General features: G+C 67.1%; 9 protein-coding genes. 1 reads left to right on the forward strand and 8 read right to left on the reverse strand.

Going from position 1 to position 14305, the window contains the following annotated elements:
- Positions 1-90: 90 nt before the first annotated feature.
- The gene (locus tag QMA07_RS07330) at positions 91-705 is read left to right on the forward strand and encodes a TetR/AcrR family transcriptional regulator (protein WP_290160899.1); all 615 of its coding nucleotides are present in this window, start codon (positions 91-93) and stop codon (positions 703-705) included.
- On the opposite strand, the gene QMA07_RS07335 is transcribed toward QMA07_RS07330, so the two are convergent.
- From QMA07_RS07335 to QMA07_RS07370, 8 genes are all read right to left on the reverse strand, one after another.
- The gene (locus tag QMA07_RS07335; RefSeq protein WP_290160900.1) at positions 706-2172 is read right to left on the reverse strand and encodes a glycoside hydrolase family 43 protein; all 1467 of its coding nucleotides are present in this window, start codon (positions 2170-2172) and stop codon (positions 706-708) included. It lies immediately after the preceding gene.
- Positions 2169-4637 (reverse strand): glycoside hydrolase family 3 N-terminal domain-containing protein, encoded by a 2469-nt coding sequence (locus tag QMA07_RS07340; RefSeq protein WP_290160901.1) that lies wholly within the window; start codon positions 4635-4637, stop codon positions 2169-2171. The genes QMA07_RS07335 and QMA07_RS07340 overlap by 4 nt, the downstream gene beginning before the upstream one ends.
- 45 nt (positions 4638-4682) lie before the next feature.
- A complete protein-coding gene (locus tag QMA07_RS07345; protein WP_290160902.1) occupies positions 4683-7676 on the reverse strand; it encodes a glycoside hydrolase family 2 TIM barrel-domain containing protein in 2994 nt (997 codons plus the stop codon).
- A 20-nt stretch (positions 7677-7696) separates the two neighbouring features.
- Complete coding sequence (locus tag QMA07_RS07350) at positions 7697-8527, reverse strand: ATP-binding cassette domain-containing protein (RefSeq protein ID WP_290160903.1); 831 nt, start codon at positions 8525-8527, stop codon at positions 7697-7699.
- A complete protein-coding gene (locus tag QMA07_RS07355) occupies positions 8524-10404 on the reverse strand; it encodes a dipeptide/oligopeptide/nickel ABC transporter permease/ATP-binding protein (RefSeq protein WP_290160904.1) in 1881 nt (626 codons plus the stop codon). The genes QMA07_RS07350 and QMA07_RS07355 overlap by 4 nt, the downstream gene beginning before the upstream one ends.
- Entirely contained in the window at positions 10401-11342 is a 942-nt protein-coding gene (locus QMA07_RS07360) for an ABC transporter permease (protein WP_290160905.1), read from the reverse strand. The genes QMA07_RS07355 and QMA07_RS07360 overlap by 4 nt, the downstream gene beginning before the upstream one ends.
- A gap of 48 nt (positions 11343-11390) precedes the next feature.
- Positions 11391-12944, reverse strand: coding sequence for an ABC transporter substrate-binding protein (locus QMA07_RS07365; RefSeq protein WP_290160906.1), 1554 nt, complete (start codon positions 12942-12944; stop codon positions 11391-11393).
- A 121-nt stretch (positions 12945-13065) separates the two neighbouring features.
- Positions 13066-14304, reverse strand: a complete 1239-nt coding sequence (locus QMA07_RS07370) for a mannitol dehydrogenase family protein (protein ID WP_290160907.1) — start codon at positions 14302-14304, stop codon at positions 13066-13068.
- Position 14305 lies beyond the last annotated feature (1 nt).

Raw genomic sequence — 14305 nt, forward strand, 5'->3', positions numbered from 1 at the left:
CTCTCGATCGGAGCAATCGTGACAACCGATTGCCAGCTAACGGTAACATAAAATAGTAAGTCCTCACTATTTTTATCGCCGGAGGTATGGATGGCCCAGTACGCCAAGACCGCAGCCGTCCGCCGCGGCATCCTGGATGCCTGCCTCACGATCTTCGGCGAGTCCGGGTTCCACGGGGCCTCGATGGCCGAGATCGCCCGTCGGGCGGGCATCAGCCACACCGGGCTCCTGCATCACTTCCCCCGCAAGGAGGACCTGCTCATGGCCGTTCTCACGCTGCAGGACGAGCGCAGCGCCGACTACCTCGCACGCAACGAGGTCTTGAGCGCCGGAGCCGATCCGCTCGACGTGCTCCGCGGCATGGCCACGACGTTGATCGAACGGGACCAGCGGGTCGGTCTGGTCGAGCTGAGCGCCGTGCTCACCGGCGAGGCCACGGCGCCCGCTCATCCGGCCCACGACTACTTCGAGACGCGCTACCGCAACATCCGCTCGTTCATGACCCGCCTGTTCACCCGACTCGGCGATGAAGGCCGCCTGTCGACGGACCTGCCCCCGGCACACCTCGCAGCGATCACGATCGGCGCGATGGACGGGCTGCACACGCAGTGGCTCTTCGACCGTTCGGCGATCGACGTCGATGCGTGCGTCACGTCGCTGATGTCGACCTTCGTGCCTGAGCTGAAGCCCGACGCGCAGGACTGATCACTCCGCAGCAGCACTCGACTCGTACTCGAACCTGCTGACGACGACCTGCTCTCCGAGCGCCTCGACACCGATGACCCGTCCTGTGAAACCACCGGCGACCTCGGTCGACAGATACCGACCGTCGAGGGTGGCGAGCTCGACGAAGCCCTCGGCCGAAGAGAGACCGGCGCGCAGCAGGTCGGGACCGCGCCGCGCGCCGCGCTCGGCTTCGAACTCCGTGGCTCGGATCTCGAGCACCGCATCCGCCGGAGCCTCTGCCCGCGCGACCACGTCGCTCAGCGGCCCGATGACGATGCGTGCGCGCACCCCTGCGCCGAGGCGCTCGATCAGCAGCTGGTGCGCGTCATCCATGCGCACCGAGAGCGCGACGTCGCCCGTCGCATGCAGGCGCACCGACCAGAACTCGTCTTCGGCGCGCACCGCGAGCAGCCGCTCGGCAGTCGCGGCGAGCGCATCTCTCCCCCGCTCGAGCACCAGCCCGTCGGTGCTCGTGCGGGCGAATGACGACGGCGCGGTTCCCGGCGAGATCCACCGCGGATGCAGTTGCTCGCCTCTGAAGTCCTCGACGAACGAGGTCTTCGCGAGCGGGATGTCGTACCGCTCTTCGTCGATGACGGGCCAGCCGTCGACCCAGTCCACCCCCGCGAGGAACGTCTCGCGCCCGTTGGTGTGCCAGCGAGGGAAGGTTCCCCGCGGCCGTGTCGCGAGGAACACGAGGGCCCAAGAGCCGTCGGCGAGCTCGACGAGATCGGAGTGCCCTGTCGACTGCACGGCCGCGCTCGTGCTGCGATGGGTGAGGATCGGATTCGTCGGCGCCGACTCGAAGGGTCCGCTGATGCTCGAGGATCGCGCGATCGTCACCATGTGACCGGGCCCGGTACCGCCCTCGGCGACGAGCAGGTACCACCACTCCCCGCGGCGGATCAGGTGAGGCCCTTCGGCGTGCGCACCGCCGGTTCCCGCCCACAGCGACCGCGGCTCCGACAGCACGTCACCGGTCAGCGGATCGATGACGGCCTGCGAAATGCCGCCGCGCATCACGTCGCTCCAGGCCACGAAGCAGGTGCCGTCGTCATCCCAGGCGATGTCGGGGTCGATGCCGATGAGACCGGCGACGTGGACGGGTTCGCTCCACGGTCCGGAGGGGTCGTCGGCATGAGTCAGGATATGACCGCGGCCGACCTCGTGGATGTTCGTCGTGATCATCCAGAACCGGCCGTCGTGATGCCTCAGCGTCGGGGCGTAGATCCCGCCGCTCGCGCCCGCGAGTCCGGTGCGCACGTCGAGGTGCTCGGGGCGATCGAGGATGTTGCCGATCTGCGTCCACGAGACCAGGTCACGGGAGTGGAACAGCGGCACGCCCGGCGAGTACTCGAAGCTCGAGTTCGCGAGGTAGTAGTCGTCGCCGACCCGGCAGATCGAGGGGTCCGGGTGATAGCCGGGGATGATCGGATTCTGAGTCATGAACCCTGCTCGGTGGCGCGAGCGAGCACGCTCACATCCGCTGCGGGAAGGTAGGCGTGCGGAGTCTCGATCTCTCGACGCGCACCGCCCACGGCGACCGTCGCCGTCAACGGAAGGTCTTCCGATGAGGAGCCGACACGGACTCCGTACTCGCCGGGGTCGACGACGAATCGACCGTCCTCGCAGGTGTATCCGAGCTGGCGCACGTCGATGCGGAACCGTACGCGAGCCGCCTCTCCCGGTGCGAGCTCCACGCGGGCGAAGGCAGACAGCTGCCGTTCCGGCCGTGTGATCGTGAACGCCGGCGGAGACACGTAGACCTGCACGACGTCAGTCCCGGCGCGGTCACCGACATTGCGGACGGTGAGCTCGACGCGAAGGACATCAGCGCCGTCGCCGTCAACACCCCCGTCGCCGTCAGCATCCACCTCGGCACTGAGGTCACAGCGCTCGAACGCGGTGTACGAAAGGCCGTGGCCGAAGGGGTAGAGCGGACTGTTCTCGAGGTCGACGTACTCGGTGAACTGATCGGCGGCCAGGCGTCGCTGCCCACTTCCGGGCTTCTGAGCGTGGTAGAGCGGAACCTGCCCTACGTGGCGCGGGATCGTGAACGGCAGTCGACCCGACGGCTCGGCGCTGCCTGAGATCACCGCCGCCAGCGAACGACCACCTTCGGGACCGGGGATGTAGCCGGTGACGATCGCATCGACCAGCGGCTCGATCGCGGCGAGCGCGTAGGGCTTGCCCATGTACACGACCGCGATGACCGGCTTGCCGAGCTTCGCGACCTCGCGTACGAGCTCCACCTGGCGAGCGGGAAGCTCGATCGTCGCCGAGTCCGATCCCTCTCCCTCGGTCGCTCGACCGGCGAAGGCGACGGAGCGCCCTCCGATCGCGAGCACCACCACGTCGGCGGCACTCGCCAGCGCGAGAGCGGCGGGGATGTCGTGTGATTCCGCATCGAGCACGCCGGTTCCCGGTGCCGTCGTGATCTCGGTGCGAGGCAGCGCCTCGGCCAGTGCCTGCGACAGGCTCAGCGCGTCGTACGACTCACGAGCCATGCGCTCAGGATCCAGCCGCGAGATCGCCTCCATCCTGGCGCGCATCCGCTCCTGCGCCGCGGGATCCGGATCCGAGAGCGCCTGCTCCATACCCGCCATCCGTGATCGCCCGGAGAGGATCGCGCGGAGAGTCTCGAGGAAGGGCGGATACGAGTAGTTACCAAACCCCGACATGACCGAGTCGGCATGCGGACCGAGCACGGCGATCGATCCTCCGTCGTCGGTGAGCGGGAGCACCCCGTCGTTCTTCAGCAGGGTGATGGACTCGTCGGTGATCATGCGCGACAGATCACGGCCCGACGACGCCAGGGAATCGACCACGATGGGATCGTCGTCCACGAACGGATTCTCGAACAGGCCGAGCGCGAACTTGTGGGTCAGCGTGCGGTGGACCGCCAGGTCCAGGTCGGCGCTCGGAACGGCCCCACTCTCGATGCCGGCGATCAGCTCTTCGCCGTACGCATAGGGCGCCGGCAGCTCCACGTCGAGTCCGGCGCGCAGAGCCGCGGCGCCTACCGATGCCGTATCACCGGCACGCTGGCGCTGAACGACGTAGAAGAGGCTGCGGTAGTCCGACACGACGGTCCCCTCGAATCCGAGCCGCCCGCGCAGAAGGTCGGTCAGCACCTCACGCGAGGTCGCGACGGGCTGTCCGTCGATCTCGGAGTAGCTGTTCATCACGCTCTGCAGTCCGGCCAGCCGGATGGCTGCTTCGAACGGCGCCGCGTGCACGTCGAAGAGCTCCCGCGGACCGAGGTGCGTCGCCGCCATGTTCTGACCGCTCTCGGTGGCCGAGTATCCGACGAAGTGCTTGGCGGTCGCGATGACTCCGTCGAGGAGGTCGTCGCCCTGCAGTCCGCGCACGTACGAGACGCCGAAGGCCGAGGCGAGAAGCACGTCTTCACCGTAGGTCTCGTGCACTCTCCCCCACCGTGCATCGCGAGCCACGTCCAGAACAGGCGAGAGCGCCTGGTGGATGCCCGCGGCTCGCATCTGACGCCGGATCAGGTCGGCCATGAGCTCGACACGGTCGGGATCCCAGGTCGCGGCGAGACCGATCGCGGTCGGGAAGGCAGAGAACCCCTCGGCGACCACGCCGTTCAGCGCCTCGTTGTGGACGATGGCGGGGATGGCGAGACGCGTGCTTTCTCGCAGGTAACGCTGCACGCTGTTCGCCAGACCGGCGATCCCGCTGGGTGATCCGGCCGCAGTACCCACGCCGCAGAGATGGCCGATGCCCTGACCCAGGTGCTCCACGAAGCGCTCCTGACTGACGTCGTCGGGCGCGCCCAAGGCGTGGGGAAGAATGCCGGTCAGTTGCGCGACCTTCTCGGCGACGGTCATTCGGGAGAGCAGTTCTCCTGCACGCTCGGCCGGGGAGAGATTGGGGTCGGTGTAGGTCACAGGAGTCGCTTTCGAGAGAGGGAGGTCTTGAGGGATGAGAGGGGTCTATCGGCTCGGAACTGTCTCCAGCGTCCAGTCCCAGCTGTAGGTGGCCCCTGCCAGTCGATGGGCGGGGCGGGTGTCGGGGCCGAGCAGAGTCGTCCCCACCCCTCGATGCGCGATGTCGAGGTGGCCGATCGCTCCGTCGCGCGCGGGCAGCTCCCACCAGTGGTCGGCAGCTTCGAGCTCGGCGACGGTATGCCTCCCGACCGAGAAGTGCATCGGAGCAGAGGTCGTCATCCGCACGGACCCTGCAGCGCCCTCGATCTCGATATGGCTGATGCCTCCGCGCGTACCGCTCTCGGATGGGCGCAGGTACGGGACAGCGAAGTCGTCGATGGACGATTCCCATCTGCCGAGGTTCGCCGAATGCCGACGATCGGGATAGTTCTCCCACGGCCCGAGGCCCACCCACGATGCGTGTGAGAAACCGGGGACGAGCTCGAACTCGACTCCCACTCGCAGTCCGTCGCTCGTACCCTGGGGCAGGGTCACCTCTTCCGAGATGACCAGCTCGCCCGCGTCGGAGACGCCGACCAGGCGGCGATGGAAGACGTCGTCACCCCACGCGGTGCGGTATCGGGTCGTGACGGCGGTGCGACCGCCTGCCTCCTGGATCTCGGTCTCGGCGATGTCGAGACGGAAGAAGCCCGAGCGGGCGAAGCGGTTGTCCAGCGCGAACGACTCGTCGTTGTCGGTCAACGCACGCCACAGGCACAGGCGCGGCGGTCGCGCGAGGAGAGGCGCGACCACATCTCCGGCGACATCGACCTCTGCGGGACCTGCCACTGCCGGCATCGACGGCATCCGCCGCGGCAGCTCGGCCTGCGTGACGACGATCTCGGTGCCGACTGGCGCCCAGGCGGTATCCGCGGCCAGGCGAGCGATGAGGGTGATCGCCAAGGCGTCGGGTCGACTCGCGGCGCGCGTGACGGCGGTGGGCAGCGTGACCCATGCTTCGGTGCTCGCCGGGATTTCGGGCAGAGTGAGCGCGGTCTCGATAATGGGCCCGGTCTCTGTCTCGACCCGCACCGTGAGGGAGAACGCAGACAGGTCGGCGAAACTCTGCCGGTTGCGGATGCGCAATCGACCGGCATCCGCCGCCACGACCCGCAGCGGTGCGAACAGCCCTCGCATCTCGTACAGGGCCGGCTTGGGACGCAGGTCGGAGAACACGAGTCCGTTGAGGAGGACGACGCCGTCGTTCGGCTGATCTCCGAAGTCGCCGCCGTACCGGAAGCGGCCGTCACCGTCGCGATCGAGCGCGTGGTCGGTGAACTCCCAGATGAACCCGCCCTGCAGGCCGGGCAAGCTCTCGAAGAGGCGCCAGTACTCGGCCAACCCGCCGGTGCTGTTGCCCTGCGAATAGGCGTACTCACAGGTGATCAACGGGCGATCCGCCCGGTCGTCACGGGCGTACGCCTCGAGCGCGGTGAACGACGGGTACATCGGGCAGACGATGTCGGTCGCCCCGCGTCCGCCGTGCCAGTCCTCTGCGATCGCGCCCTCGTACTGCACCGGTCTTGTCGGATCTGCGGCACGAACCCAGGCGGCAGCGGCGTCGTGCGCGGCGCCGTAGCCGGTCTCGTTGCCGAGCGACCAGATGATGACGCTCGGGTGCACGCGATCCCGCAGCACCAGGCGCTTCACGCGCTCGACGATCTCACCGAGGTAGCGGGGATCGTCGGCGATCGTCGAGGCGAACGCATGGCCCTCGACATCGGCCTCGGCGACGATGTACAGGCCGAACTCGTCACACAGATCGAGGAGACGAGGATCATTCGGATAGTGCGCGGTACGGACCGCGTTGATGCTGAACGACTTCATCAGCGACAACTCGGCGCGCAGCCGCGCCTCCGTCATCACTCGGCCGGTGCGCGGATCGACGTCGTGCCTGTTCACACCCTGGACGAGGATGCGTCGACCGTTGACGAGCAGGTCCCGACCGACGACCTCGACGCGGCGGAACCCGACTCGCAGGGTCGTCGCGTCGACCGTCTGCCCGTCGGCATCCCGCAGTTCGACGGTGAGGTCGTACAGCGCCGGTGTCTCGGCCGACCAGGGATCGACCTCGAGACCGTCGAGTGACAGCACTGAGGTACCCGCCGGAGAGACAGGTCCGGGCGCACCTGCCATCCCTCCCGGAATCGCCCGCAGCTCGGGCGGAACCGGCGCGCTCGCGGCGCGGATCGAGAGGAGGTCCATGAAGTCCTCCGGCATCCTGGCCGGCGGGCGCACCGAGCGGTCGCCACGCCCGCGCGGGAGCGAAGGCTGACGGAAGCGTCCGGACACGGCGATGTCGTGAGCCGAGCCGAGCACCGTGAACGTCACGGAATGGCCGGTGTCGACGAGTCCCGCCAACGAGTCCGCGACGGCCACGACCCGCAGCGAGCCCTCGGTCGACGCCGGATCGAAGTCGGCGGTGACCTGCACATCGGTCAGCCGAACGTCCGGCACCTCGATGATCCCGACAGACCGCGAGAGACCGTGCTGCCACCACTGGTCCTGATCCTCGAGAAAGGTCGCCGAGGACCATGCCGCCACGTGCAGCTCGATCGTGTTCTGCCCCTCGATCACGACATCGGTGATGTCGAACTCGGCGGCGAGGTGAGAGTCGCTGCTGGTGCCGACCAGCTGCCCGTTCACGTGCGCGCGGAGGTGACCCTCCGCCGCACCCACGTGAAGGATCCGCCGCTTCCGCGATGCGGCAGGTAGCTGCACCGTGCGGCGGTAGACGCCCATCGGGTTGTGCGCTGGCACGCAGGGCGGAACCTCGTCGAACGGCATGGGAACGTTGAGGTAATGCGGGCGCCCGTGCCGAGCATCCATGGTCCAGAGCGAGGGGACGTCCACACGAGACCAGTCGTCGCGCTCGTCGTCGTCGCGTCCGTCGGCGCGCAGCTGGAAGTCCCACGCCCCATCAAGGTCGAAGGTCAGCGGACGCCGGATGCTCGACATCGGCAGCCTTCCGACATGGGTCAGGCCGGAACGATCCATCATCGAGGGGTTCCTCTTCTCGGTCACGCGGACGAAGCGGCGGTCAGCCGCTCGCGCTCGGCTCGACGCTGCTGCTGCTTGCGGGGGTCTGCCACCGGAGCCGCGAGCAGCAGCTTCTGCGTGTACGGGTGCGTCGGCGTCGAGGTGATGCTCGGAGCGTCGCCCGTCTCGACCAGGTCCCCCCGGTAGAGCACGGCCACCCGATGACTGATGTGCCGGATCACCGAGAGGTCGTGCGAGATGAAGAGGTACGCCACACCCGTCTCACGCTGGATGTCGACGAACAGATCCATGACACGTGCCTGCGTCGAGAGGTCGAGCGCCGACACCGGTTCGTCGCACACGATCAGTGTCGGGCGGGGAGCCAGTGCACGGGCGATGGCCACGCGCTGGCGTTGCCCGCCCGAGAACTCGCGCGGCATGCGATCGACCGAGTCGCCGGGCAGGCCCACCTGGTCGAGAAGAGTGCGCACTCTGCTCCGCGCGTCCTTGGCCGTAGCCCCCTGCACGATCAAAGGCTCGGCCAGGATGTCGCCGATCGTCAGGGACGGGTTCAGTGAGGTGTACGGATCCTGGAACACCACCTGAATATCGCGGGCGAGCGATCGACGCGCGCGGCCCTGGATGCCGCCGATCTCCTGCCCACCGAAACGGATGCTCCCGCCCGAGGGCTTGACGAGCCCCAGCACGGCGCGACCGATGGTCGTCTTGCCTGAGCCGGACTCCCCCACGAGCCCTACAGTCTCTCCCTCGGCGACATCGAGAGAGACGCCATGCAGGACTTCGACGGGTTTGGCGCGCAGACCGCGCCCGGGAAAGGCGACGCGAAGGTCGTCGATCTCGAGAAGACTCATTCTTCCACTCCTCTTCGTGCGGCGACCGGGGGGTCGGTGCGAACGGTCTCCTCGTCGAGGATCGCCCCGAGAAGCATCTTCGTGTAGGGATCCTGCGGCGTATCGAAGATCGCGTCCACGTGACCTCGCTCGACGATCCGTCCGTTCTGCATCACGGCGATCGAATCGCAGATGTCGGCGACGACGCCGAAGTTGTGCGTCACGAGGAGCACGGCCATGTCGAGCTCGCTCTGGAGGTCGCGGATCAGATCGAGGATCTCGGCCTGCACGGTGACGTCGAGGGCGGTCGTCGGCTCATCGGCGATGAGCAGCCGTGGCCGGCTGGCCACCGCTCCGGCGATGAGCACGCGCTGCGCCATGCCACCGGAGATCTGGTGCGGATACGAATCGAAGGTGCGGATCGGATCAGCGATCCCGCAGCGTTCGAGCAGTGCGAGCACCCTCTCCTTCGCCTCCTTCTTGGAAACGTCGAGCGCCGCACGAACGCCCTGGACCAACTGGTCCCCGACGCGGAAAGAAGGGTCGAGGTTCGACATCGGCTCCTGCGGGATGTACGCGATCGACTTGCCGCGCAGTGGACGCATCTGAGCGTCGGTGAGCCCCACGAGCTCGACTCCGTCGAAAAGGATCGATCCTCCGACGATGACCGCTTCGTTGGGAAGCACGCCGAGCGTGGCGAAAGCGGTCTGCGACTTCCCGGATCCCGACTCGCCGACGAGCCCCACGACCTGGCCCTTCGCGATGTCGAGAGACACGCCCTTGACCACCTCGTGGAGTCCACCTCGGGTGTCCGGATACGCGATCACGAGGTCGCGGATCTCGAGCAGGTGCGTGACGGCGCCCTCTGCTGCCCGGCGCTGCGCCGATTCGACCCGCTGCCCGGCGTCGACCTTCGTCGGCTTGGGCTTGGACCCCTCGAGCGTGTCTCGCAGGGCGTTGCCGAGCAGCACGAGCGAGGCCGTGATGACACCGAGCAGAATGCTGGGCCAGAGGAACTGCGTAGGCGCGATGTAAAGGTTGCGGAATCCCGACGAGATCATCGCTCCGAAGCTGGGGACCTCGAGAGACCCGACGCCCAAGAACGCGAGGCCCGCCTGCACGGCGATGGCCGACCCCACAAGGAACGCGGTGGCGATGATGATTGGCCCGCGCACGACGAACAGGATGTGACGCCCGAGGATGCGCAGGTTGCCGAGTCCTGCCACGCGTGCCGCGTCGACGTACAGCTCGTTCTTCACGCCCAGCACGAGGTTGCGCACGATGCGGTAGATGCCGGGCGAGAGGAGGACACCGAAGATCAGCATCGTCGCACGGTAGTCGCCGCCAGTGACGGGCATCAGGATGATCAGGAGCAGTAGACCCGGGAAGGTCATGATGAGGCTGAAGATCCACTCGGTGGTCGCCTGCGTCACCCTGCCGAAGTACCCTCCGACGAGGCCCGCGATGACGCCCACGACCAATGCGACGCCGGCTCCGATGAGCCCCGAGATCGCTGCGGTCTGCGTCGAGAACAGCAGCCGACTGAAGATGTCACGGCCGGACTCGTCCGCTCCGAGGATGTAGCCAGGCGTGCCGACCGGCGCGTTTACCATCTGCAGGTTCGCGTCGTTCGCCCCGTGGGGGGCGATGAACGAGGCGAAGGCGCCGAGGCCGAAGACGATGATCAACAGCGAGATCGTGATCATCGCCTGCGGGTCGGTCACTAGCTTCTTCCACACCGGTGTGCGCGCCGACCGAGCCCCGGCCCTCACGGCCTGCAGCAGCTCGGTGGTAGGACGGCTCACGGCTCCGGTCGTCGCCTCGGCGGCCTCGGACGTGCTGGTCGTGACCGAGAGTGACGGGTCGGGCCCGATGGTCGGGTCGTTGGGAAGCGTCATCGCACCCTCGCTTTCGGGTTGAGCCAGCCGTTGGCCAGATCGGTGAGGAGGTTGACCACGACGACCAGCAGCACGCCGAAGGCGGCGATGCCGAGGATCACCGGGATGTCGCCCTGGAGCGACGCATTGAACGCGAAGCTGCCGTAGCCGGGCAAAGCGAACACGTTCTCGATGATCAGTGCGGCACCGAACATCTGGATGAACTCGAGCGACATGACCGTGAGCGCCGGGCTCGCGGCATTGCGCAGGGCGTGCTGCAACACGATCTGTCGAGGCGGGATGCCGCGGGTGCGCAGGGTACGCACGTAATCACGACGGAGTTCGTCGATCATTCGCCCGCGCACCTGTGCCGCCATGTTGGCGATGCCGCCGATCATCAGCACGATGACGGGGATCGTGATGCTGCGCACCCACGCTGCCGGATCTTCTGAGAACGGAGTGAAGCCGGTCGCGGGCAGCCACTTGAGTTGGACCGCGCAGATCACGACCAGGCCGATCGCGAGCAGCAGTCCCGGCACGAGGTAGCCGACGAGCGAGACGCCCTGCGCGATGCGGTCGGCGACTCCGCCACGCGAGGCTGCCCACACACCGAGAGCGGTGGCGATGACCGCGGTGAGGATGAGTGCCGGAACGATGATCGAGAGAGTGACCCCGAGCCGCTGGACGACCGAGTCGGCCACCGGAAGAGAGGTGTACACCGAGACGCCCAGGTCGCCCTGGAGCAGATGCACGAGCCAGTCGAAGTACTGCACGAGGACGGGCCGGTCCCAGCCCTTGGCCTGCATGATCCCGGTCACCGTCTCGGGGGTCGCCGACGGGCCGAGAATCGTCCTCGCGACGTCCTCGAACGACGAGGCGAGGAGAAGGAAGGTGATGAGGGTGACGAGCAGAGCGAGCACGATGCCCGTGCCCAGCCGCTTCGCGATGTAGAAGATCATGGTGTCCCTAGTCGGGGATGGGGCGGTCTCCCGCCCCATCCCATGAAATCAACCTTCGAAGGAGAACATCTGCACCGTGGCGGGGTTAGCCCTGGTGCCGCTCAACGTGATGCCGTCTGTGGTCGCCCAGGTCGTGTTGAGGAACACGATCGGCGCCTCGTACGCCTGGTCGACCACGTACTCGTTCAGCTCGCGGTACGTGGGAAGCACGGCTTCCTGATCGACCGTCGAGTCGATCTCGTCGAAGAAGCCGGCCAACGTCGGGTTCGTGTAGTTCATCGGGTTGCCGAAGCCGTTGGGGTTGAAGTGATAGAACGCATCCGCCGGGTCCGAGTTCCAGCCGGTGATCTGGAAAGTGAGTCCAAACTCCCCCGACTGCAGCGCCGACTGCGCCTGTTGCGGCGGCACAGCGACCCATTCGAGCTTCAAGCCGATGTCCTCGAAAGCCTGCGAGAGCGTCGGCTCGACAGACGTGGTGAGGAAGGTGCTCGGGATCTTGAACGACTCTCCTGCGAACCCGGCCTCCTCGACCAGCTCGCGCCCACGCTCGGGGTCGTACTCGTAGGTCTCGTTGATAGCCTCATCCCAGACGGCGCCGTTGGGGCTGAACGACTGCTGCGTGGTCTGGCCGATGCCCGAGAAGATGCTCTTCAGAATGCTCTCGCGATCGATCGCGTAGTTGATCGCCTGCCGAACCCGCTGGTCACCCAGCGCGGGGAAGGCCTCTCCACCGCGGTCGAGGATGTCGATGAAAGCGATGGACTGCGCCGTGATCTCGCTGATCTCGAACGACGAGGGGTCAAGCTGGCTCTTGAGTTGCGTCTGGACGGTCGCAGCGTTGATCTCCCCCGCCTGTAGAGCGTTGAACGATGCGGTGGGGTCCTGCAGCACGCGCACCGTGAACGTCGGGAACGGATACGCGTCGGCGTTCCAGTAGTCCTCGCGCTTTTTCAGCAGGTATGACGTTCCCGGCACAGAACCTGCGACGTCAAGTGTGTACGGTCCGGATCCGACCGGATTAGTCGCGCTCTCCGCCGAGTCGAGCGAGGCCGGGTCGCCGATGGCACCCGCCGCCAGGCTGAGGTTGTAGAGGAACTGCGGGTCGAACGCCGAGAACGAGACCTTGACCGTAAGGTCGTCGACCGCTGTGACATCCTCGACCAGCGCGAACTTGGGCTGGACGATCCCCGCGGTCTGCTTCGTGCGCAGCATTGTCGCAGCAACAGCCTCGGCGTCGACCGGATCGCCGGTACTGAAGGTCATGCCGGGCTCGAGTTCGAGCGTGAGCTCGGTGCCGTCTTCGTTGTACTCCCAGCTGGTGGCGGCGTTGGGGGCCACGTCACCCGTTTCGATGTCGCGCTTGAGCAGAGTGTCGTAGATCGACGACCACACGAACATCTGCTGGCCGTCGACCAGCTGCGCGGTGTCGAGCGAGTTGGGGGCCGAGACCGCGGCGATCGACAGCGGCGGCGCGTCAGCGGCAGCGGGCGCGGTCTCCTCGGCCCCAGAACCCCCGCCGCTGCACGCGGTGAGGAAGAGCGCAGCTGAAGCCAGCGCTGCGATGGCGATCACCCGGGGGCGTCTGCGGGGGAAGTTCGACATATGTTTCAGACTCCTTTGAATGAAAACGACCGAGAGGCAACCGGTTGACGAGTAGCCACGGAACCTCTTGTTGGATAAGTAAAACAGGATCTGGGCAAAATGACAACCGATTGCCAACTTGTTACCGAAGCGTGAGATCACCGATCGATCGACGGCTCGCGAGCACCGCTTCGACGAATGCTGCGTCGACACCGAGCACGGGGCTGAGATCGACTATCGCGCATTCGACGGAGGAGCGGTCGGTTCCCGGTCCGTCGACCGCCAGCCATGCGGCGACGACCTTCGCACACGCGTCGGCGGATCGTCCCGCGCTGCGCTCACGCTCAGCCACCGGCGCGATGCGCACGCGCATCTTGGTATCGGCATCGAGACCGATCTGCGCGAGGAGATGGCGGATGCGAGGGTTTCGGAACCGCTCGAGAAGCGCCGCGCGGTACTCGGGCAGCTCGAGTTCCGGCGGAAGATGTCGGCAGGCTTCGTCCCAATACGCCTCGACAGACCGCAGGCAGTCCGCGTCTGCGATGGCCTCGGAGACGGTGCGATGTCCGCGAAGCCGACCGAGCGAGGCGAGAAGGGTGTGAGCGCCGTTCAGCAGCCAGAGCTTGCGCGCCTCCCACGGTTCGAGCTCGTCGGCGAAGCGCGCTCCGGCCGTCTCCCACTGCGGCCTGCCCCCGGGGAACTCCCCGGCGATGACCCAGTCCGAGAACGGCTCTGCGACGACCGGTGCACGATCTCCGTAGCGCTCCGCGAGCTCGGCCGCCTCCTCGTCCGAGAGCCGAGGGGTGATCCGATCCACCGAACTCGACACGAACGAGACGTGCGCATCGATCCAGTCGACGAGTCCCGGCACCTCGATCGCGACCGCGTGGACCGCCTGGCGCAGAACGCCGCCGTTCTCGGGCAGGTTGTCGCACGACACCAGCGCGAGCGCCCCGGAGTCCGCGCGTCGGCGCGCCTCGAGGCCGAGCACCAGACGACCGATCGCGGTGAGCGGACGGAGGCCGTCGAGGTCGGCGTCCGCCGAGCCGGCGAGAAGGGTTCGATCGAGAGACGTCCGCTCATCTGCGTACGCGGCCTCGGTGATCGTCAGGCTGACGATGGCTGTCTCGAGAGCGGCGAGATCGTTCACGAACGACGGGATGTCAGTTCCCGGATGCGCCCGGACGATGCTGCCGACGCGTTCGGCCTCATCCCCGGCAGGCGAGCGCACCACGAGCGTGTACAGACCGTCCTGCGCCGAGAGGTCGTCTGCGAGTCCGGCGCTTCGCCCGGTGTACGCCGCGATCCCCCACTGCTCGGCATCCGATGCATGGGCCGTGTACCAGGCCAGATGGGAACGGTGGAAAGCGCCGAGCCCCATG

The organism is Microbacterium sp. APC 3901, assembly GCF_030407765.1.
Classification (GTDB): Bacteria; Actinomycetota; Actinomycetes; order Actinomycetales; family Microbacteriaceae; genus Microbacterium.

Coding starts and splice junctions, on each gene's coding strand:
- QMA07_RS07345 (WP_290160902.1), bottom strand. CDS start 7,676: ATGATGGATCGTTCCGGCCTGACCCATGTCGGAAGGCTGCCGATGTCG.
- QMA07_RS07350 (WP_290160903.1), bottom strand. CDS start 8,527: ATGAGTCTTCTCGAGATCGACGACCTTCGCGTCGCCTTTCCCGGGCGC.
- QMA07_RS07370 (WP_290160907.1), bottom strand. CDS start 14,304: ATGGGGCTCGGCGCTTTCCACCGTTCCCATCTGGCCTGGTACACGGCC.
- QMA07_RS07335 (WP_290160900.1), bottom strand. CDS start 2,172: ATGACTCAGAATCCGATCATCCCCGGCTATCACCCGGACCCCTCGATC.
- QMA07_RS07365 (WP_290160906.1), bottom strand. CDS start 12,944: ATGTCGAACTTCCCCCGCAGACGCCCCCGGGTGATCGCCATCGCAGCG.
- QMA07_RS07355 (WP_290160904.1), bottom strand. CDS start 10,404: ATGACGCTTCCCAACGACCCGACCATCGGGCCCGACCCGTCACTCTCG.
- QMA07_RS07330 (WP_290160899.1), top strand. CDS start 91: ATGGCCCAGTACGCCAAGACCGCAGCCGTCCGCCGCGGCATCCTGGAT.
- QMA07_RS07360 (WP_290160905.1), bottom strand. CDS start 11,342: ATGATCTTCTACATCGCGAAGCGGCTGGGCACGGGCATCGTGCTCGCT.